Genomic DNA, 19791 nt, shown 5'->3' on the forward strand with positions numbered 1-19791 from the left:
CACCGGATGGCGGCGATTGTTACCGCATCCCTGCCGGCACGGGCTCGAAAGCGACTGCCGCAGTGGATAGCTCCAGTCCGCCGTGCTCGTCGAGGCGGACTTCGGTGCTGTGCCGCTGTTGGTCGACGGTCCCCGGATACTCCGAGCGTGTGTGGCAGCCGCGACTCTCCTGACGGGCTGCCGCCGCGAGCAGCAGCGCCCGCGCCGTCACGGTGAGCGCCGCGTCCTCGATACGTCGTAGGTGCGGCGCGGCGGTCACCGAATCCTCGACACTGTCGAGCATCGGCACCGTCGAAGTCGCCGCATCGATTCGACCCAGTGCCTCGGTGAGTCCGACGCCGTCACGCACGACGGAAGCATGCTCGGTCATCGCCTGTTGCACTACCGAACGATCGGCGAATTCCAGTGTCCACGACGAGATCTCATCGACCCGAGCGCGCACCCCGGCGCGCTCGACCGCCGCCGCGCCTGCCCGCTCGCCCACCACGAGCCCTTCGAGCAAACTGTTGGAGGCCAGTCGATTCGCGCCGTGCAGCCCGGTCCTGGCGACTTCGCCCGCGGCGTAGAGCCCCGCGACACCGGTCCGTCCGTGCGTATCGGTGAGAACGCCGCCGCACTGGTAGTGCGCGGCGGGCGCGACCGGAATCAGTTGCGCCGCAGGGTCGATTCCCGCCGCCAGGCACGAGGCGGTGATCGTCGGGAACCGCTGGGCGAACCCCTCGACGGCACGCGCATCGAGGAAGACATGGTCGGTGCCCAACGCCCGCATGCGCTCCGCGATCGCCCGCGACACCACGTCCCTCGGCGCCAGGTCGCCACGCGGATGCACGCCGGTGGTCACCGAATTGCCCTGGGAGTCGACGAGTATCGCGCCTTCTCCACGAACCGCCTCGCTGATCAACGGCCGCCTGCCCACCCCGCCCGGCGTGTAGAGCACGGTCGGATGGAACTGCACGAACTCGAGATCGGCCACCGCCGCCCCGGCCCACAATGCCAGCGCCACACCGTCGCCGGTCGCCCCCGGCGGATTGGTGCTCAGCGCGTAGAGGTGCCCGAGCCCGCCGGTGGCCAGCAGCACAGCGGGCGTGTGCACGACGCCGAATCCGTTGTCCGACACCGCGATAACGCCCCGCACGCCGTCGGGGCCGGTCACCACACGCAGCGCGGCGGCACCGAACAGCACCGGCAGCCCGGCCGCATTGAGCGCGCGCTGTACCTCGGCGCCGGTAGCGTCGCCACCGGCGTGGATGATCCGACGCGTGCTGTGCCCGCCCTCGCGGGTCCGCGAGATCTGTCCGTCACGACCGAGGTCGAATACCGCACCGAGGTCGGTCAGCGCGGCGACCGCGGCCTGCCCGCCCTCGACGATCGAACGCACCGCGTCGACCTCGCACAGCCCGGCACCGGCCTCGACCGTGTCACGCACGTGCGAGTCCACCGAATCACCGAGCGGTGCGACGACCGCGATGCCGCCTTGCGCGTACTGGGTCGACGTGTCGGTCGGACCGCCCTTGCTGAGGATGAGCACCCGCAGCCCACGCAACGACGCCGTGCGCGCCGCGGTGAGACCGGCGACGCCACCGCCGATGACGACCAGGTCGACCTCGGCTTCCCAGGAAACCGGAATCGTCATGGTCGTTACCGGCTCGACCCCGCGGTGGCGGTCATTCGCCACCGCCGGAGTTGCCGATGGCGATCATCCGCTGCACCGAGGCGCGACCGGCCTCGGCCATCGCCAGGTCCACCTGCACCTCGTCGGCACCCTCGACCAGGCAGCGCAGCAACGCGGCCGGGGTGATCATCTTCATGTACTTGCAGGACGCGCGATCGTTGACCGCCTGGAAGTCGATCCCGGGCGCCGCCTTGCGCAGCTGGTGCAGCATGCCGATCTCGGTCGCCACCAGCACCTGGTTGGAGCGCGACGCCTTCGCCGCGTCGATCATGCCGCCGGTCGACAGGATGTGCACCCGCTCGGCCGGGAACGCGCCCTCACCGGCCAGATACAGCGCCGAGGTGGCGCAACCGCACTCCGGGTGCACGAACAGCTCGGCATCGGGGTGGGTGCGGGCCTGCTCGGTGAGCTCGTCGCCGTTGATGCCCGCGTGCACGTGGCACTCGCCCGCCCAGATGTGCATGTTCTCGCGCCCGGTCTCGCGCTTGACGTGCGCGCCGAGGAACTGGTCGGGCAGGAACAGCACCTCACGGTCGGGGTCGATCGAGTCGACCACGTCGACGGCGTTGGAGGAGGTGCAGCAGATGTCGGTGAGCGCCTTCACCTCGGCGGTGGTGTTCACATACGACACCACCATCGCGTCGGGGTGCTCGGCTTTCCACGCGCGCAGTTCCTCGGCGGAGATCGAGTCGGCCAGCGAGCAGCCCGCGCGCTGGTCGGGGATGAGCACCGTCTTGGCCGGGCTGAGGATCTTGGCCGTCTCGGCCATGAAGTGCACGCCGCAGAACACGATGGTGCCCTCTTCGGCCTCGGCCGCGATGCGCGAGAGCGCCAGCGAGTCGCCGACGTGGTCGGCCACGTCCTGGATCTCGGGCAGCTGGTAGTTGTGCGCGAGGATGGTCGCATTGCGTTCGCGCGCCAGGCGGCGCACCTCCTGCGCCCATTCCGGCGTCGCCTCGACACCCGCGTAGCCCGTGGGTCCATCGAAGACCGAATCCATCAGCGTCCGCTGCGCAGTCGTCGTCGCCATGGTGGCTCCCTTCATCATGCGAGCGGCTCCATCGCCGCGATTCGCACCAAACCAGGTTTTCGACTTATAATCGAAAACGTGCCCCATAGTAACACCATCCACGAATCGCTCACCGCGGTGTTCCAGGTTCGCCGCTTTCCCCCGGGTATTTCCGCAGGTAGAGGTGCCAAGCATCCCGAGCTGGCGGTTCTGCTGTGGGAACGCGCGCTCGATCCGCAGAAGGGCACCTGGTCGCTGCCGGGCGGGCGGCTACGCGACGACGAGGACCTCGACACTTCCGCTCGGCGCCAGCTCGCCGAAAAGGTCGACGTGCGAGAACTGGCCCATCTCGAGCAGTTGTCGGTGTTCAGCAACCCCGACCGAGTCCCCGCTCCCCGCCGCATCGCGTCGGCCTACCTCGGCCTGGTTCCCCTCGCCACCGAACCCGAACTTCCGTCCGACACCACCTGGCACCCGGTCTCGAATCTGCCCGACATGTCCTTCGACCACGGCACCGTCGTCGACCACGCCCGCACCCGCCTGGCCGCCAAGCTCTCCTATACCAACATCGCCTACGCGCTGGCCCCGGACCTGTTCACCATGTCGACGCTGCGCGAGATCTATTGCGCCGCACTCGGCTACGACGTCGACACCACCAACCTCCAACGAGTACTGACCCGCCGCAAGGTGATCACCCCCACCGGTGTCACCGCGCCCTCCGGTCGAGCGGGAGGGCGCCCGGCGGCTCTCTACCGCTTCACCGACTCCGGCCTGCGCGTCACCGACGAATTCGCCGCGCTACGCCCACCGACCTGAGCGCGAGCCGCTCGCCATCGAGGCCTCGCATCCGGCAGGTCGGCTGCGAGGCTCCGGGGCGAATGGGAGTTTCAGGCTCGGGTCGGCAGCAATTCGGCGACAAGGGCTTCGACGCGGGACTTGATCTCGTCGCGGATCGGGCGCACCGACTCCACGCCTTTGCCCGCGGGATCTTCCAGGACCCAGTCGCGGTAGCTCACGCCGGGGAAGACGGGGCAGGTGTCGCCGCAGCCCATGGTGATGACGACGTCGGAGGTTTCCACGGCGTCGTAGGTGAGGATCTTCGGGGCCTGGTCGGCGATGTCGATGCCGAGTTCGGCCATCGCCGCGACCGCGGACGGGTTGACGGTTTCGGCGGGGGCGCTGCCCGCGGAGCGGACCTCGATGGCGTCGCCGGCGAGGTGAGCAAGGAATCCGGCGGCCATCTGAGATCGTCCGGCGTTGTGGACGCAGACGAATAACACGCTGGGCTTGGTGGTCATGTGGGGCAATGCCTTTCAGATGGCAGACGAAGTGGGGACGTTGTTGAACCGTTTGCGTAGCGCCAGGGAGACATAGACCAGCCCGACGAGGACGGGGACCTCGATGAGGGGGCCGACGACACCGGCGAGGGCTTGGCCGGAGGTGGCGCCGTAGGTGGCGATCGCTACGGCGATGGCGAGTTCGAAGTTATTGCCCGCGGCGGTGAAGGCGAGGGTGGTGGTGCGTTCATAGCCGAGGCCGATGGCCGCGCCCATGGCGTAGCCGCCGCCCCACATGATCGCGAAGTAGGCCAGCAGCGGGATCGCGATGCGGACCACGTCGAGCGGGCGGGCGGTGATCTGGTCGCCTTGCAGGGCGAACAGGATCACGATGGTGAACAGCAGCCCGTAGAGCGCCCACGGACCGATCGCCGGCAGGAACTTCGCGTCGAACCATTCGCGGCCCTTGGCGCGTTCGCCGAGGCGGCGGGTCAAGAACCCCGCCAGCAGGGGAATGCCGAGGAAGATCAGGACCGATTTCGCGATCTGCCACGGTGACACGTCGATGGTGGTTTGTTCGAGGCCGAGCCAGCCGGGCAGGACCGAGAGGTAGAACCAGCCGAGGGCGGCGAACATGAAGACCTGGAACACCGAGTTCAACGCGACGAGTACCGCGGCGGCTTCGCGGTCGCCGCAGGCCAGGTCGTTCCAGATGATGACCATGGCGATGCAGCGAGCCAAACCGACGATGATCAGACCGGTCCGGTACTCGGGCAGGTCGGGCAGGAACAGCCAGGCCAGGGCGAACATCAGTGCGGGTCCGAGCACCCAGTTCAACACCAGGGAGCTGACCAGGAGCTTGCGGTCGCCGGTGACGGAGTCGAGGCGGTCGTAGCGGACCTTGGCCAGCACCGGGTACATCATGATCAGCAGCCCGACCGCGATCGGGAGCGAGATGCCGTCGATCTCCACGGCGGACAGCGCATCGCCGAGGCCGGGAATCATCCGTCCGAGCAGCAGTCCGGCTGCCATCGCGACGCCGATCCAGACCGGCAGGAAACGGTCGAGCGTCGACAGTTTGCCCACGACAGCGGGATGGTCGGTCGTGGTGCTCATACGGTCACCGCTCCTGCCTCGGTCGCGAGCACATCCGAGAGCTGTCGCAGCGCATGCGGGACGACCCGGTAGTACACCCAGGACGCGCGGCGTTCGCTGGTCAGCAAACCGGCTTCACGCAGCACCTTCAGGTGGTGGGAGATGGTCGGCTGGGTGACGTCGATACCTGTCGACAGGTCGCATACGCATGCCTCGCCGTCGGCGCGGGACGCGATCGCTGAGAGCAGCCGCAACCGGACCGGGTCGGCGAGCGCCTTGAACAGCACGGCCAGCTCGGTGGCGGTCTCGCCGGTCATCGGTGCGCGGGTGCGGGGTGTGGCCTCACACGGGGGTGAGGCCACACTCAGCGGCAGATCCTGATTCGACATATGTCGATATTGATCGATGTCTAATCAGGAAGGCAAGCGAACATCGGGTGAACTCGCTCACTCACGAGGGTCAGCCGCAGCAGCTCGCGCCGGAATCGACGGCCTGCGTCTTGGCCGCGGTACCGCAGCAGGCGCCCTCGGCCTCGGCTTCGGCGGCGGTGCCGCAGCACACGTCGACGGATTCGGCGTCGGTGAGGCCGAGTTCGGGTGCGGTGCCGAAGGTTTCGCTGTCGGCCAGCACCGTGTAGACCTCCCACCGTTCGGCACCTGGTCCGGTCACCCACACCTTGTCCTGGGTGGCGAAGCAACACGTGGTCGCGATCTGCTCCTCGGTGAACAGGCCCGCGTCGGAGAGGCGGGCGATCTCCCCGTGTACCTGCTCGGAGGATTCGACCTCGACCCCGAGGTGGTTGATGGAGCCGCCCTGGCCCGCGTTCTCGATCAGTACGAGCTTGAGCGGGGGCTCGGCGATCGCGAAGTTGGCGTAGCCGGGCTTGCGCTTGGCTGGTTCGGTAGCGAACAGGGTGGAGTAGAACCGCACGGCGGTGTCGAGGTCGTCGACGTTGAGGGCGAGCTGGATACGAGACATGATCGAACCTCCACTTGTGTGACATATATCGAAGAACTTGTGGTGCCGATTCTGCTCACCTTTTCGACATATGTCAATACCGCGGGTAAGGTTGATTTCATGCCCAAGGCGCTACCCATGATCGACATGTCAGCCCCCGTCTGCTGCGCCCCCGTCGCGGCGGGGCCCGTCGACGACGCCGCCGCGCTGGAGGTGGCGTTGCGGCTCAAGGCGATCGCCGACCCGGCCAGGGTCAAATTGCTGTCACTGCTGCTGACCAGTCCGCTCGGCGAGGAGAACGGTGGCGACCTCGCCGCCGCGGTCGGTCTGAGCGAGTCCACGGTCTCTCATCATCTCGGCCAGTTACGCAAGGCGGGTCTGGTCGACTCCGAGCGGCGCGGGATGAACACGATCCACCGCGCCCGCCGCGACGCACTCTCCGCGTTGTGCACGGTGCTGGATCCCAACTGCTGCACGTGATCGTCTGCGTTGTCGCCAGGTGCGCTCCGCTCCTCAGGCGGTGAGTTCGCGCTGCAACGGGGTGCGGAAGCGGGGGATGGCGCGGACTTCGCCGAACCAGGTTGCGGTGCGGGATATTTCGGCATCGATGAGTTTTTCGGTGTCGGTGCCGACGTCTTCCAGTAGGCGGGTTACCACTTCGCCGTCGGGGCGTTGGGCCCAGCCGCCGACTATGCGGCCGTCGGCCCAGATGGAAGGGCCGATATTGCCGTTGGTGTCGAAGAGGGCGGACGTATGGGGGCCGAGGAACCAGTCTCGGGATTGCCAGCCCATGGGAGTGGGATCGAGGGCGGGGAGCAGGGCCGCCCAGGGTTCGGGGATGGGGACGGGGGCGAGGTCGTCGGCGAGGACTATGCCGGGGGTGCCGTCGAGGTCCACTTCGACTGTGTCGAGTTCCGCCAAGGCTTTTCGGACTTCGCCCAGTGTCCAGCCGGTCCACCATTTCAGATCGGTGATCGGCGCCGGGCCGAAGGCACGCAACCACTGACGCACCAGTTCGACACGCGCCTGTGCGGCGGGCAATGGTGAAAACCCTTCGGGTAGCCAGGTTTCCACTGGCGCCCAGGTGTACTGGCTGCTGGTCCAGCTGCCGTTCGGGCGGCCGCGCACTATGCGACCCTCGGCGCCGAGCACCACCAGCACCCAGGTGGTGATGCTGGTCGGTTTGGAATAGGGCTTGCCAGGGGCGGTGTCGATCTGGGTGCGCAGGCGCGGCACATCTTTGCTCAGCTGGACGCCGGTCGCCGCGCCGCGGGTCAGCAGCGCCGCGTGGGTCTCGGCTTCGACATCGGCGAGCCATGCCGAAATATCACCGTCGACCGCGCCCGCCTGTTCGATATAGCGGCCGTAGGTGCGGCGTTGCTTGTGGGCCAGCGCATCGCAGGTGGACGCCTGCAGAACCGGTAGCAACTCGGTCGGTGCGACGAACATCGTGCGGCGCATAGCCAGCATGCGAATCAGAGCACGGTCGTCGTACAGCGCCTTCTCGACATCGGCCGGGGTGAGGTCGACGCCCCGAGCGCCGACCGAAAGGAACACCGTCGCCGGATCGGTGGCGTGCAGAACCACCATCGAACGCGCGATGTCGACAGGGTCGTCCGAACGGGCCGACGGCGCGAGGCGATGCCTGGTCGCCAGGCGGGCGCGACGCTGCGCGATATCGATCGAGAGCATGAGCGGATGGTATGCGCGGGCACCGACAACCCACGCGCACTTGTGGCGCGAGCCCGGCCGACTGGGCTGATGGCGAGGGCGAGCTACCTGCCACCGCCGAGACGTGGCAGCCTCGCGATGTAAGCCCAACCGGCGCGGCAGGGGTGAATGGTCGTGCGTAGTGTCCATTTTGTACAGAGTGTGCGGTTGTCGATTCTGTCACCGGGGGTGAATCTCGTTGCTATCGTCCGCTCATGAGCGCAGCGCCACCGGTTGTTACTGCGGCTGAGCTGGGGGTGGACGATGAGGAGCGGCCCGCGCGGGTGCTCTCCGGATTCCCCGGTCGGCTGGTCGGTGTTGTCGCGCTCGGGCTCGCGCTGTTGTCGGTGTGGCAGGTGTTCCGGCCGTTGGCGCAGGGCAGTCAGTACTACCTGGTCATTTTCCTGGCGGTCGCGCTACCGCTGGTGTATCTGAGCTATCGGTCGTGGTGGGGTCCACTCGATCGGGCTGATGGGCCCTCGGTGCTCGACTGGGTGCTGGCCGGGATCACGCTGGTGGTGTGTCTGTATCCGGTGCTGCCGATCGGAATCGGTGACGCGGGTGGGGGATACGACGCGTTTCTCGACCGGCAGGGGATGCTGGCGCCGCTCGATGTCGTCATGGGTGGGTTGTTGCTGGTCCTCGTGCTCGAGGCATGTCGGCGTACCACCGGGGTGATCTTGCCGGTGGTGTGTCTGGTGTTCCTCGGGTACGGGTACTACGGCGGTCTGCTGCCGCAGGATTGGTCGATCGCGCACGCGGGGCTCGATATCGATCAGATCGTCGACGCGCTGTACAACTCCGGCAGCGGCTTCTACGGCACCCCGCTCGATGTGGCCGCCAGTTACATCGTGTTGTTCACGCTCTACGGGGCGGTACTCGAATTCTCCGGTGCGGCAAGGTTCTTCGTGGATCTGTCGGTGTCGTTGTTCCGTCGCTCGAAGAGTGCGGCGGGGCGGACGGCGGTGGCGTCGGGATTTCTGCTCGGGACGGTCTCGGGGTCGGGCACCGCGACCGCGGTGAGCACCGGCGCGGTGACCTGGCCGATTCTGCGCAAGGCCGGCTACCGGCCCGAACAGGCGGGCGGGATGCTCGCCGCGGCGGGAGTCGGTGCGATTCTGTCGCCGCCGACGCTGGGTGTCGCGGCGTTCATCGTCGCCGAGTATCTCGACGTGTCGTATGTGACGGTGCTCGGGTGGGCGCTGATCCCGACGTTGCTGTACTACCTCGGCATCCTGCTCTCGGTCGAGATCGACGCGCGCCGCTTCCACGCGGACGGGCGCGTGGCCGCGGATCCGGCCGATGGTCCGCTGCCGACGCCATGGTGGAAACTGCTGGGGCGCTTCGGGTATCACTTCTCGTCGCTGATCGTGATCGTCGTGCTACTGCTCGTCGGGATGAGCGCGACGCGCGCGGTCGTCTACGCGACGGCGCTCGCGCTGCTGCTCGCGATCCCGGACCGGATGCTGCGCAGTACCTCGGCGACCGACGAGGGTAAGAGTCACTCGCCTGTGGGTACCGACCTCACGAAAACGTCGGCTGGGCAGGGTATTACGGAGTCAACTGGCACTACGATTGCTGACCGTGGCGTCGCATCGAAGGCGGACGGGCCCCGCTGGTCGCGAAAGAGCGTGGGGCAGTTCGTGATCGAGGCATTGCGCTCGCTGTCGTATGGAATGCGCTCGGCGCTACCGGTGGTCGCGGTATGCGCGGCGGCGGGTGTGATCACCGCGATGACCACCAAGACCGGCCTCGGTGCGCAACTGGCCTCGCTACTGGTCAAGGCCGGATCGGTCCTGTCCGACGATCCCGCCGTCGTCCTGGCGACCACCGCGGTGCTGGCGGCGATCGCGTTGTCGCTGCTCGGCCTGGCGGTGCCGGTGACGGCGTCGTTCGTCATCGGCTGGGTGATCATCGGGCCCGCGCTGCTCGACCTGCACGTCGCCGCCCCCGCCGCCGCCATGTTCGTCTTCTACTTCTCGGTGCTCTCGGAGGTGACGCCGCCGACCGCGCTGGCCGCTGTCGGTGCGGCCGCGGTGACCGGCGCGAAGGCCATGCCGACGATGTGGCACGCCCTGCGGTACGCGCTGCCCGCCTTCCTGGTGCCACTGATGTTCGTGCTCACCGATTCCGGGCAGCATCTGCTCGGCCGTGGTGCGGTGCTCGACGTGCTCTGGGTCAGCGCGGCCGCCTGCGTCGGTGTCGCGGCGCTGGCGGCGGCGACGGGCGGATGGTTGTTCGGAATCGGCGCGATCGGCCCGATCGCGCGCGTGATCGCCGCCGCGGCGGGGCTGACGCTGCTGTACCCGAATCCGGTCGCCACCGGGATCGGGCTCGGACTGCTGGTCGTCGCCGCGGTGGCGGGCCTGGTCGAACGGGCGAACAGAACATCCACGGACACACCGTGATCCGCGGGAATCGGCAGGCGGCCCGGCCGTCGACGGAAGGGAACCTCATGGTCAGAACAATTGTCGCCGTGGTCGCGGCCGCCGCGTTGCTCACCGGCTGCGGTGGCAGGCAGGACACCCCGACGGCCGACGCGGGTGGTGAGGTGACCTGTGAAGTGAAGCAGGACACCAGGATCGGCATCGCCACCGGCAACGCCACCGGCGTGTACTTCGCGCTGGGCAACGCCTACGCCGAGCAGATCTCCGCCGCCACCGGTGGCACCGTGAAGGCGACCGCGGCCGAGACCGGCGCCTCGGTGCAGAACATCGGGCAGGTTGTCGGCGGCACCTATCAGGTCGGCTTCTCGCTCGCCGACTCCGCGGCCGACGCGGTCGCGGGCAAGGGCAGCTTCACCAGCGCGCAGCCGATTCGCGCACTGGCCCGGCTCTACGACAACTACACCCAGGTCATCGTGCGCACCGACGCCGGTATCAACTCCCTCGCCGACCTGCGCGGCAAACGGGTCTCCACCGGCTCGCCCAAATCGGGCACCGAGGTGATCGCCCAGCGCGTCCTGCAAGCCGCCGGCCTCGACCCCGACAGCGACGTCGCCGCGCAGCGCCTCGACCTGACCAAGACCGTCGACGGGCTCAAGGAAGGGTCCATCGACGCCATGTTCTGGTCCGGTGGCCTGCCGACGCCGGGCATCACCGACCTGTTCACCACCGCCAAGGACAAGGTCCGCTTCCTCGACATCACCGGGGTGCTGCCGAAACTGAAGGAGATCAACCCGGTCTACGAGACGGGGTCGATCCCGGCCGCCACCTACGGCCTGACCGCCGACGCGCCGACCATCGTGGTGCCCAACCTGCTCGTCGTGCGTGAGGACCTCGACGCGAATCTGGCCTGCGTGCTCACCGAGACGCTGCTGGATCGCAAACCCCAACTGGAACAGGCGAATCCGGCCGCCAAGGGGATCAACGCCGACACCGCGAGCAAAACGGCGCCGGTGCAGCTGCATCGCGGGTCGGAGGTCGCGCTGCGCTGACGCCTCGGACGGACCCGCGCCGACACGTGGTTCCGACGGTCCTCGCGACCCCTGCGACGGTAGGGGCTGCGAGGACCGTGTCATGTGGGCGATGGAACGCGCGAGGATGTGCTGGACCCCCGCCCATGGTGCGGGGACAATCGCGACATGAAACGGGTCGGGTTCGTCGTGGCGGTGTGCGCGTTGCTGTTCGCCGTGCCGGCCGGGGTCGGGCCCGGCTCGCGTGCGCAACCGGTGTGCACCGCGGGTGTCGACCTGCGCCAGGTCGCGATCACGGTGGACGGCGAGCGGGCGACCGGGCGCGTGTACGAGCCGTATCACTGTGTCCCGGGCGATATCTCGGCGACGAAGTTGGTGGTCGCCGTGCACGGGCACGGTGGGTCGTCGGCCGATTTCGCGCCGTACATGACCTCGCTCGCGGCGACGGGCGGATCGCCGATTCTGCTCATGGACCTGCGCGACGCCGACGGACCGTGGCGCACCGGTGACTGGAATCTGTGGGCGGGCTGGCACGACCTGGTGGCGGCGACGCAGTGGTATCGCGGCGAGCATCCCGGTATCGCGTCCACCGTCCTGTGGGGATGGAGTCAGGGCGGCATCACCAGCGGGCTCGCGGTGGCACACGGGCCGCCCGGACTGTTCGACTACTGGGTCGACAATTACGGTCCCGCCGACGATTTCACCATGTGGGCGGCCAGTGGGTCGGTGAATCCGGCACTGCCGCGCCAGATCGAACGTGACGCGGGCGGCTGTACGCCGATGATCTGCCCGCTCGCCTACATCGAACGCTCGCCCGCGCTGCTCGCCGACCGGATGAGCATGCGCAGGGCCTTCCTGATCCACGGCACCGCCGATGCCGTCGTGCCCTTCGTCACCAGCGTGGAATTGCGCGCGGCGCTGACCGCGGCGGGCAAACCGTTCTCCTTCTACACCGTGGTCAGCGGGCGCGACCTCACCGGCGCGATCGTCCCCGGCGATCACTCGGTCGGGCCCGCGCTGTTCGAGGGCGGGTGCGTGGTGTTGCGGCTGCTCGCGGGGACCGAGCCGCTCGCGCCGCAGGTCAGTGACTATGTCGTCGATGTCGGGCACGGCCTGGTGACGGCGCCCCCGGCGCCCGCGGGCGCGAAGTGCGCGGCCTGAGGGCGTGGGAACAACGTTTGCCGAACGGGGGTTGTGCGAGGGACACCGACCGGAACGAGGATGCGATGACCGACGTAGTGCCCGACGATCACGGCTGGCAGGGTGGCGAGCTCGATCTGGACGCCTATCTGGCGCGGATCGGCTATGACGGGCCGCGCACCGCCTCGGTCGACACCCTGCGCGCACTGGTGCGTGCCCATACCACCACGATCCCGTTCGAGAATCTCGAGATCATCCTCGGCCGTGGCATCGCGCTGGACCTGAATTCCTTGCAGGACAAGATGATCGGTCACCGTCGCGGTGGCTACTGCTACGAGAATGTCGGAGTCTTCGCCGCCGCGCTCGAACGGTTCGGGTTCGGTGTCACCGGACTCAGCGGCCGGGTCACCTACGGTGTGGCCGACACCGGCGCGCTGCGGCCCGCGACCCATGCCCTGCTTCGCGTGCGCACTCCTGACGACGATCGCGTCTGGATCTGCGATGTCGGTTTCGGTTTCGGACCACTGGAGCCGTTCGAATTGGTGGACAGCGGCGGCGAATTCGCGCTCGGCGACTGGCGCTACCGGCTGGAGCACCGGGCCGGTGATCTGTGGGTGCTGTTCCAGTTCGGCCGCGACGGCTGGATCGACCGCTACACCTTCACCGAGAACCCACAGTTCCGCATCGACTACGCGGTCGGCAACCACTACGTGTCGACATCGCCACGCTCGCCGTTCACCACTCGACCGTTTCTCCAGCGATTCCTGCCCGAGGTCCACCACGTCCTCGACGACCTGACGCTCAGCTCGGAATATCCCGACGGCACCGCCACTTCGCGTGACATCGATCCCACCGAGCTGACCAAGGTGCTGGCCGAAGTGTTCGATATCGACCTGGCCGAAACCGACGCCACCACCCTCGCGACCATGCCCTGGCGAACGGGATAGCACCCGCACCCCACGGCACGGCGGTTTGCTTCCTGGATGTCCCTACGGCAAATTGATGGTTACTTGCCGGGAAACAATTCCTTTGTGGGGGCCGATTCTGTGGGGTCGTTGGTGCCGAATGTTCGGACCGCATCGCCGGTTGTACCGGGTGCGGCGGTCCGTGGCACCGCCGAACGGCGGCAGGATCTGGACGGGCTGCGTGGGGTAGCGATCGCGCTCGTGGTGGCGTTCCACGTGTGGGCGGGCCGCGTATCCGGCGGTGTCGACGTTTTTCTGGTGCTGTCGGGGTTCTTCTTCACCGGCGCTGTGGTGCGCGGGGTGGAGCGCAGTGGCGGGGTGTCGACGAGGGAGACGGCGCGACGGACCGTACGCAGGTTGATGCCGTCGTTGGTCGTGGTGTTAGCGGCAGTTCTGCTGGCCACAGTGGTGTTGCGGCCGTATACCCAGCTGGGCGAGGCCGCCGCGCAGACGTTGGCCTCGATGTTCTACGGCCAGAACTGGTATCTGGCCACCGCCGAACTCGACTATCTCTCACCCGATCCGTCGGTGAGCCCGTTGCAGCATCTGTGGTCGATGTCGGTGCAGGGGCAGTTCTACCTGGTGATCTTCGCGCTCCTGGCGGGGTGGGCCTGGTTGCGCAGGCGCGGAACGGCGGGGCGCCGCACCTTGGTGATCGTGCTGGCCGGACTGGCGTCGCTGTCGTTCTGGTACGCGGCATCGGGCAGCGCGCAGCACCAGGCGTGGACCTATTACGACAGTGTCGCGCGCGGCTGGGAGTTGCTGGCCGGTGCGATTCTGGCCGTCGCGGCACCCTGGTTGCGGATGCCGAACCGGCTGCGTGGGCTCGCGGCCGCGCTCGGGCTGGCCATGGTTGCCTCGTGCGGGCCGCTGTTCGACGGCGCGAATCAGTTTCCCGGTGTCGCGGCACTGTGGCCGGTGGCGGCCGCCTGCCTGGTGATCGCCTCGGGGTTCGCGGCTGCGACGCAGGCGTGGCCGAACCAGCTGCTGGCCGGACGGTTCTGCACCGAACTGGGCGCGCTGGCCTATCCGCTGTACCTGTGGCACTGGCCGATCCTGATCTTCTATCTGGGCGAGACCGGGCGTGCGAATGCCGGGGTCGTCGACGGGCTGGTGGTGATCGGCGTCTCGCTGGTCCTGGCGTATGCGACCGCCCGCCTGATCGAGACGCCCCTGCGGATGCCGCCTCGCGGTCAGCGAGCGGAAAACCGCAAGGTGACCGGCACTCTGGTCACCGCCACGGCGGTCGCGGTGCTGATCGCCTCGCTGGGATGGCAGGTGGTGCTGGTGGCGAACCCGGCGGCGCCGCCGCGGGCACTGGACAACCACCGCTATCCGGGCGCCGCGGCCCTGTTCTCCGGCGCCGAATACTCACCGGAACCCATGCGCCCCACGATCTTCGAAGGACACGCCGACACCCCACCGCCGACCACCGACGGCTGCATCACGCCCAACCGCGAAGTGCGCGTCTGTACCTACGGCGACCCCACCGCCACCCGCTCGATCGCGCTGGTCGGCGGCTCGCACTCCGAGCACTGGCTGCCCGCGCTGGAACCGCTCGCCGTCGAACACGGGTTCCGGGTGGTCTCCTATCTCAAGGAAGGCTGTCCGGTCGTGCTCGCCGATCAGCCGTCCTACGCGGAGTGGCCGTTCCCCGAATGCCACGAATGGTCCGTCGAGGTGCTCGACCGGCTCTCCGCCGAGCCACCGAACTGGGTGCTGACCCTGTCCACCCGCTACCGCATGAACGGTCTGGGCGACGAGGTGCCCGCCGAATACCTCGAGGTGTGGACGGCGATGCAGGACCGGGGGTTCAATGTGCTCGCGCTGCGTGACACACCACGGCTGCGCCGCGACGGTGTCCTCTACCGCGCGACCGATTGCCTCGCCCACCGCGGCGACCCCGACAGCTGCGGACTCGATCGCGCCGACGTCCTCGACCCGCAAGATCCCGCCGAGGAACCGGCGGCCGGCTACCCGAATGTGCATCCGCTCGACCTGTCCGACGCCGTCTGCCGACCGCAGCGCTGCCGGGTGGTCGAGGGCAATGTGCTCATCTATCGCGACGAGCACCACCTGACTGCCAGCTACGCTCGCTCGCTCGCTCCCGAACTCGGCCGCCAGATCGGGGCGATCACCGGGTGGTGGTAGCGGACGGGCTCGTCACAGCAGAAACGATAACCCCACCGGCACCACGGATCGAGCTAGTCTCGGACCCGTGCGCACACCACGGAAGGCATCGGTCCTGCTCGTCGCGCTCGCTGCGCTGCCGCTGGCCTGCTCGTCGGGACCCGACCAACCGCAGACCGTCGCCGAGTCCTTCGCCGCCGCGCTGACCAGCGGAGACGCGTCCGCCGCCGCCGCACTCACCGACGCACCGGAGCAAGCCCGCCCGGTTCTGACCGCGCTGTTCGACAACCTCGGCAAGAACGACACGGTCCGGGTGTCGTCCACCGACGACAAGTCCTTCACGCTGGAATCCACCTGGAAATTCGGCCCCGACGGCCGCAACGCGTGGACCTACTCGAGTGCCGGAACCACCACCGGCGACGATGAGTGGAAGATCGCCTGGCAGCCGACCACCGTCGCGCCCGGCCTCGACCTCGGCGCGCTCAGCTACAGCCCGGTCGCCGCGAAACCGGCCAGAGTCCTCGATGCCTCCGGTGGTGACCTGATGACCCAGCAGGTGGTCACGCTGGTGAACGTCGCCCCCGATGCCGACCTGTCCGCCGTCGCCGCGCTGCTCGCGCCACAGGGCATCGCCGAGGCCACCCTGCGTACGGATCTGGCTGCGGCACAGGGTAAACCGATCACCGCCATCGCCCTGCGCGATGCCGACATCGCGCCCGTGCAGCAGGCGCTGACCGGCGTGCGCGGGGTGACGCTCGCGCCACAGACCCGGCTGCTCACCGTCGACAAAACCCTCGCCGGACCCACGATCGGGGGCCTTGCCGAGATCTGGCAGGAGCAGGCCGACGCCGCCGCGGGCTGGGCGATCCGCGCCCAGACCGCCGAAGGCACCCAGCGCATCGCCGGACCCGCCGCGTTGCCGACCACTGACATCGCCAGCACCATCGACATCGACCTACAGCACGCCGCGGAGGACGCGCTCACCCCGATCGCCACCCCGTCCGCCATCGTCGCACTGCGCCCCTCGACCGGCGAGGTGCTGGCCGTGGCGCAGAACGCGCCCGCCGATGCCCAGGGCCCGATCGCGCTGACCGGGCTCTACCCGCCGGGATCCACGTTCAAGACCGTCACGGTCTCGGCGGCACTGCAAGCGGGCGGCGTCACGCCGGACACCGTGCTGCCCTGCCCCGGCCGCGCCACCATCGAGGGCCGCACGATTCCCAACGACAACGGCTTCGACCTGGGTATGGTGCCCCTGCACACTGCGTTCGCGCGCTCTTGCAACACCACGATGGCCGAGTTGGGAGTGAAGTTGCCCGCCGATGGATTGACCGCGGCCGCCCAACAGCTGGGTCTCGGGGTGGACTATGTGACACCCGGCTTGACGACTGTCACAGGGAAAGTTCCATCCGCTGAAAATCCCGCGCAACGGGTCGAATCGAGCATCGGACAGGGCACGGTGACCGCCTCGCCGTTCGGGATGGCGCTCGTCGCGGCCTCCCTCGCGCACGGTTCCGCGCCCGCGCCGAGCGTTATCCGGGGCCGTCCCGGCACCCCGGATCGGCCGTCGGCGCCGGTGCCCGCGACGGTGACGTCGCAGCTAGAGACCATGATGGGGGAGACGGTGAGTGCGGGCACAGCCACCGCGCTACGCGATATCCCCGGTCTGCTCGGCAAGACCGGTACCGCCGAGTACCTCGACGACACCCACGCCCACGGGTGGTTCGTCGGCATCAAGGACGACCTGGCGTTCGCGGTGTTCGTCGCGGACGCCGGCAGCTCCGGACCGGCGGTCGAGGCAGCGGGACGGATGCTACGTGTGACACCATGAGTCGTCTTACCCCCCGCAGGCGAGCAATCCCCCCGCTGCCGCACGCGGTCATCACCCAGCCAGCTACACTCGGCGGCGGACCATACCCATGGTCAATACGCGGGATGTCACAATTTCGAGAAGGTTCGGAGTAGGCGCCATCGATACCGGTCAGAAGATCGCGGAGCATTACCGCCTGGTCGAGCGTATTGGTAGCGGCGGCACAGGCGTTGTATGGCGTGCTGTCGACGAACGCCTCCAACGCTCCGTGGCAGTGAAGCAGATCCACATCAAACCCAGCTTGCCCGAGGGCGAGCGGGATGTGTTGCGCCAGCGCGCGATTCGGGAAGCCCGCAACGCGGCACGCTTCCAGCATCCCAACGCCATCGTGGTATTCGACATCACCGAGCACAACGGTGATCCGTGCCTGGTGATGGAGTACCTCAAGTCGGTCAGCCTCGCGGGCGAGCTGGGCCAGAAGGGCCCGCTGCCGCTGCTCGAGGTCGCCCGCATCGGCGAGAAGGTGGCCTCCTCCCTGATCGCCGCCCACCAGGCCGGCCTGGTGCACCGCGACGTGAAACCGGGCAATATCCTGCTCGGCGACCACGGTGAGGTGAAGATCACCGACTTCGGCATCTCCCGCGCGGCAGGCGACGTGACGCTCACCGAGACCGGCCTGATCTGCGGTACCGCCGCCTACCTGGCACCCGAGGTGGCGCGCGGCTCCGATCCGACGCCCGCCGCCGACGTATTCGCCCTCGGCGCAACGCTTTTCCACGCGCTGGAAGGTGAACCGCCCTACGGCGCCAACGCCAACCCCCTAGCGGTGCTCTACGCCGCCGCCAACGGGCAGGTGCGCGAGCCCCACAACGCGGGCCCGGCCACCGACTTCCTGCTCGACCTGCTCAGCCCGGACCCACTCGACCGTCCGACGATGACCGAGGCCCGCGACGCGCTGGCCGCCTTCGCCGACGACGAGAACGCGGTCCCCGCCGGATTCGTGCCTGCCAGTGAGGCTTTCAATCGCCGCAACTCCGCGGCGACCACCCAGGTGATCCGGCAGTCCGGTCGCCGGGCCTCGCATGCGGGCGCGTCCACGGCCACCACCCGCCAGATCCGCTCGAACCCGCGTCCACAGGTCCGTCAGGACACGGCCGCGCACCCGCGCACCCAGGCCCAGCCCATGCCCGCCCCGCGCAAGCAGGCAGGCAAGGGACGCGCGGTGCTGATCGGGTCCGGTGTCGGCGCGGTAGTGGCGGCGATCGCCGTCGCCGTCAGCGCGCTGAGCACCTCCGACTCGGACTCGCCGAAGGTGCAGGCCGGTCCGCAGACTTCGGTGCAGGCCTCGGCGGCTCCCAAGCCGAGCGCGGCTGTTCCCCCGCTCGGGCAGGCCAGCAATGTCGGCACCGTCGATATCGGATCGGCCGGTCTGCTGGTCGAGGACTTCTTCAGTAACCCGGCCGGCTCGTGGTCGCTGCTCACCCCCGCCGCACAGCAGGTCTACGGCAGTGAATCCGCGTTCCGTGAGTACTGGAACGCCCGCACCGTCGACACCTTCGCCAGCATCACCGCGGTGAGCGGCAACAATGCCGACGGTTCCACGAATATGCGCCTGGCCAGCATCACCATCAACGGCTCGACCAAGGCCATGGTCATGCGCGTGGTGAGCTCGGGCGGCAGTCTGCGCATCGACGGGGATACCCGCTAGTGGGAGGCGGGCGAGCCCGGTCAGCGGCTCGCCCGGCTACCCGCCGCCCAGGTCGCCAGTAGTCGCAGGGCAGTGGTGGTGGGGGAGCCCGGTTCCGCCGTGTGCGCGATGAGCGCCTGATCGGGGTCGTCGGGCAGGCGCAGCGTCTCATAGCCGAGATCGAGGCGCCCGACCACCGGGTGCAGGTACACGTAGCGTCCGTGGGTCTTGTCGCGCAGTTCGTGCCGAGCCCACAGCTCGCCGAATTCGGGTGAGGCAGTGGCGAGTTCGTCGATGAGCGCGGCGATCCCGGCATCACCGGGATTGCGGGCGGCATCCAGACGCAAGTACGCCACGACATCATCGGCCTTGGCCTGCCAGTCCTCGTAGAGCTCGCGCATGCCCTCGTCGAGGAACACCAGCCTGGCCAGATTGCGCTGTGAGGGTGCGAGCGCGGAGAAGTCGGTGATCAGTGCGGCGGCCAGCGCGTTCCACGCCAGCACATCGGTGCCGCGGCCGACGATGTAAGCCGGAACATCGGACGCCGAGTCGAGCAGGCGGCGCAGGCCGGGACGAACATGTTGCGTCGGCTGCGGTTCGGGACCCGACCACGGTCTGGCGAGGCGATACAGGTGATCTCGTTCGAGTGGGTTCAGGCGCAGCGCCTGGGCGACCGCGTCCAGAACGGACTCCGAGAAATGCAATGTGCGGCCTTGCTCCAGGCGCACATAGTGGTCGACGCTCACCCCGGCGACCATCGCCAGCTCCTCACGGCGCAAACCGGGCACGCGCCTGTGCCCGCCGAAATCGGTCAGGCCGACTTCTGTCGGGTTGAGTCTGGCCCTGCGGGAGCGCAGAAATTCGCCGAGTTCGGCGCGTCGATCCAAGGTCACCTGTCCAGTATCGCCGGGCTCGGCGGGGCGA

The 19791-nt window shown here is 68.4% G+C and carries 17 protein-coding genes; 9 read left to right on the forward strand and 8 right to left on the reverse strand.

Annotated elements, in window-relative coordinates; genetic code table 11:
* Positions 1-19 precede the first annotated feature (19 nt).
* Together ACFXKN_RS14985 and nadA are read right to left on the reverse strand one after the other, a co-directional pair.
* Positions 20-1633: an L-aspartate oxidase gene (locus ACFXKN_RS14985; protein WP_378957465.1), complete on the reverse strand. Its 1614-nt coding sequence runs from the start codon at positions 1631-1633 to the stop codon at positions 20-22.
* Between the two features lie 31 nt (positions 1634-1664).
* A complete protein-coding gene (nadA, locus tag ACFXKN_RS14990; RefSeq protein WP_378957464.1) occupies positions 1665-2702 on the reverse strand; it encodes a quinolinate synthase NadA in 1038 nt (345 codons plus the stop codon).
* Between the two features lie 78 nt (positions 2703-2780).
* Between nadA and ACFXKN_RS14995 the strand changes: the two genes are divergently transcribed.
* Positions 2781-3497 carry an NUDIX domain-containing protein gene (locus ACFXKN_RS14995; RefSeq protein ID WP_378957463.1) on the forward strand — a complete coding sequence of 239 codons (717 nt, stop codon included), beginning with the start codon at positions 2781-2783 and terminating at the stop codon, positions 3495-3497.
* A 71-nt stretch (positions 3498-3568) separates the two neighbouring features.
* Here the strand turns inward: ACFXKN_RS14995 and ACFXKN_RS15000 are convergent, their stop codons facing one another.
* The 4 genes from ACFXKN_RS15000 to ACFXKN_RS15015 form a co-directional block, all read right to left on the reverse strand.
* Positions 3569-3979, reverse strand: coding sequence for an arsenate reductase ArsC (locus ACFXKN_RS15000; RefSeq protein WP_378957462.1), 411 nt, complete (start codon positions 3977-3979; stop codon positions 3569-3571).
* Between the two features lie 15 nt (positions 3980-3994).
* On the reverse strand, positions 3995-5074 hold the full coding sequence (gene arsB, locus ACFXKN_RS15005) for an ACR3 family arsenite efflux transporter (protein ID WP_378957461.1): 1080 nt from the start codon (positions 5072-5074) through the stop codon (positions 3995-3997).
* Positions 5071-5442 carry an ArsR/SmtB family transcription factor gene (locus ACFXKN_RS15010; RefSeq protein ID WP_378957460.1) on the reverse strand — a complete coding sequence of 124 codons (372 nt, stop codon included), beginning with the start codon at positions 5440-5442 and terminating at the stop codon, positions 5071-5073. The genes arsB and ACFXKN_RS15010 overlap by 4 nt, the downstream gene beginning before the upstream one ends.
* 70 nt (positions 5443-5512) lie before the next feature.
* Entirely contained in the window at positions 5513-6031 is a 519-nt protein-coding gene (locus ACFXKN_RS15015) for an ArsI/CadI family heavy metal resistance metalloenzyme (RefSeq protein WP_378957459.1), read from the reverse strand.
* Positions 6032-6130: 99 nt separating this feature from the next.
* On the opposite strand from ACFXKN_RS15015, the gene ACFXKN_RS15020 reads away from it, so the two are divergent.
* Complete coding sequence (locus ACFXKN_RS15020) at positions 6131-6490, forward strand: Rv2640c family ArsR-like transcriptional regulator (RefSeq protein ID WP_378957533.1); 360 nt, start codon at positions 6131-6133, stop codon at positions 6488-6490.
* 33 nt (positions 6491-6523) lie between these two features.
* Here ACFXKN_RS15020 and ACFXKN_RS15025 read toward each other — a convergent pair whose 3' ends face one another.
* The gene (locus ACFXKN_RS15025) at positions 6524-7702 is read right to left on the reverse strand and encodes a winged helix DNA-binding domain-containing protein (RefSeq protein WP_379433152.1); all 1179 of its coding nucleotides are present in this window, start codon (positions 7700-7702) and stop codon (positions 6524-6526) included.
* A gap of 233 nt (positions 7703-7935) precedes the next feature.
* On the opposite strand from ACFXKN_RS15025, the gene ACFXKN_RS15030 reads away from it, so the two are divergent.
* The 7 genes from ACFXKN_RS15030 to ACFXKN_RS15060 all read left to right on the forward strand — a co-directional run bounded on the left by ACFXKN_RS15030 (position 7936) and on the right by ACFXKN_RS15060 (position 18888).
* Positions 7936-10128, forward strand: a complete 2193-nt coding sequence (locus ACFXKN_RS15030) for a TRAP transporter permease (protein WP_379433153.1) — start codon at positions 7936-7938, stop codon at positions 10126-10128.
* A gap of 47 nt (positions 10129-10175) precedes the next feature.
* Complete coding sequence (locus ACFXKN_RS15035; RefSeq protein WP_379433154.1) at positions 10176-11156, forward strand: TAXI family TRAP transporter solute-binding subunit; 981 nt, start codon at positions 10176-10178, stop codon at positions 11154-11156.
* 147 nt (positions 11157-11303) lie between these two features.
* Positions 11304-12296, forward strand: a complete 993-nt coding sequence (locus tag ACFXKN_RS15040) for an alpha/beta hydrolase family protein (protein ID WP_379433155.1) — start codon at positions 11304-11306, stop codon at positions 12294-12296.
* A gap of 65 nt (positions 12297-12361) precedes the next feature.
* A complete protein-coding gene (locus ACFXKN_RS15045) occupies positions 12362-13222 on the forward strand; it encodes an arylamine N-acetyltransferase (RefSeq protein ID WP_379433156.1) in 861 nt (286 codons plus the stop codon).
* Positions 13223-13258: 36 nt separating this feature from the next.
* Complete coding sequence (locus ACFXKN_RS15050) at positions 13259-15391, forward strand: acyltransferase family protein (RefSeq protein WP_379433157.1); 2133 nt, start codon at positions 13259-13261, stop codon at positions 15389-15391.
* Between the two features lie 67 nt (positions 15392-15458).
* Positions 15459-17201, forward strand: coding sequence for a penicillin-binding transpeptidase domain-containing protein (locus ACFXKN_RS15055; RefSeq protein WP_379433158.1), 1743 nt, complete (start codon positions 15459-15461; stop codon positions 17199-17201).
* A 187-nt stretch (positions 17202-17388) separates the two neighbouring features.
* Complete coding sequence (locus tag ACFXKN_RS15060) at positions 17389-18888, forward strand: protein kinase (protein ID WP_379433265.1); 1500 nt, start codon at positions 17389-17391, stop codon at positions 18886-18888.
* 20 nt (positions 18889-18908) lie between these two features.
* Here the strand turns inward: ACFXKN_RS15060 and ACFXKN_RS15065 are convergent, their stop codons facing one another.
* A complete protein-coding gene (locus tag ACFXKN_RS15065; RefSeq protein WP_378957451.1) occupies positions 18909-19760 on the reverse strand; it encodes a helix-turn-helix transcriptional regulator in 852 nt (283 codons plus the stop codon).
* Positions 19761-19791 lie beyond the last annotated feature (31 nt).

The organism is Nocardia sp. NPDC059195 (genome assembly GCF_042754695.1).
In the GTDB taxonomy this organism is placed as follows: domain Bacteria; phylum Actinomycetota; class Actinomycetes; order Mycobacteriales; family Mycobacteriaceae; genus Nocardia.

Bases quoted from the DNA above. Each gene is read 5' to 3' on its own strand.
- ACFXKN_RS14985 (WP_378957465.1), bottom strand. From the start codon at position 1,633: ATGACGATTCCGGTTTCCTGGGAAGCCGAGGTCGACCTGGTCGTCATC.
- nadA (WP_378957464.1), bottom strand. From the start codon at position 2,702: ATGGCGACGACGACTGCGCAGCGGACGCTGATGGATTCGGTCTTCGAT.
- ACFXKN_RS15000 (WP_378957462.1), bottom strand. From the start codon at position 3,979: ATGACCACCAAGCCCAGCGTGTTATTCGTCTGCGTCCACAACGCCGGA.
- arsB (WP_378957461.1), bottom strand. From the start codon at position 5,074: ATGAGCACCACGACCGACCATCCCGCTGTCGTGGGCAAACTGTCGACG.
- ACFXKN_RS15010 (WP_378957460.1), bottom strand. From the start codon at position 5,442: ATGTCGAATCAGGATCTGCCGCTGAGTGTGGCCTCACCCCCGTGTGAG.
- ACFXKN_RS15015 (WP_378957459.1), bottom strand. From the start codon at position 6,031: ATGTCTCGTATCCAGCTCGCCCTCAACGTCGACGACCTCGACACCGCC.
- ACFXKN_RS15020 (WP_378957533.1), top strand. From the start codon at position 6,131: ATGCCCAAGGCGCTACCCATGATCGACATGTCAGCCCCCGTCTGCTGC.
- ACFXKN_RS15025 (WP_379433152.1), bottom strand. From the start codon at position 7,702: ATGCTCTCGATCGATATCGCGCAGCGTCGCGCCCGCCTGGCGACCAGG.
- ACFXKN_RS15030 (WP_379433153.1), top strand. From the start codon at position 7,936: ATGAGCGCAGCGCCACCGGTTGTTACTGCGGCTGAGCTGGGGGTGGAC.
- ACFXKN_RS15035 (WP_379433154.1), top strand. From the start codon at position 10,176: ATGGTCAGAACAATTGTCGCCGTGGTCGCGGCCGCCGCGTTGCTCACC.
- ACFXKN_RS15040 (WP_379433155.1), top strand. From the start codon at position 11,304: ATGAAACGGGTCGGGTTCGTCGTGGCGGTGTGCGCGTTGCTGTTCGCC.
- ACFXKN_RS15045 (WP_379433156.1), top strand. From the start codon at position 12,362: ATGACCGACGTAGTGCCCGACGATCACGGCTGGCAGGGTGGCGAGCTC.
- ACFXKN_RS15050 (WP_379433157.1), top strand. From the start codon at position 13,259: ATGTCCCTACGGCAAATTGATGGTTACTTGCCGGGAAACAATTCCTTT.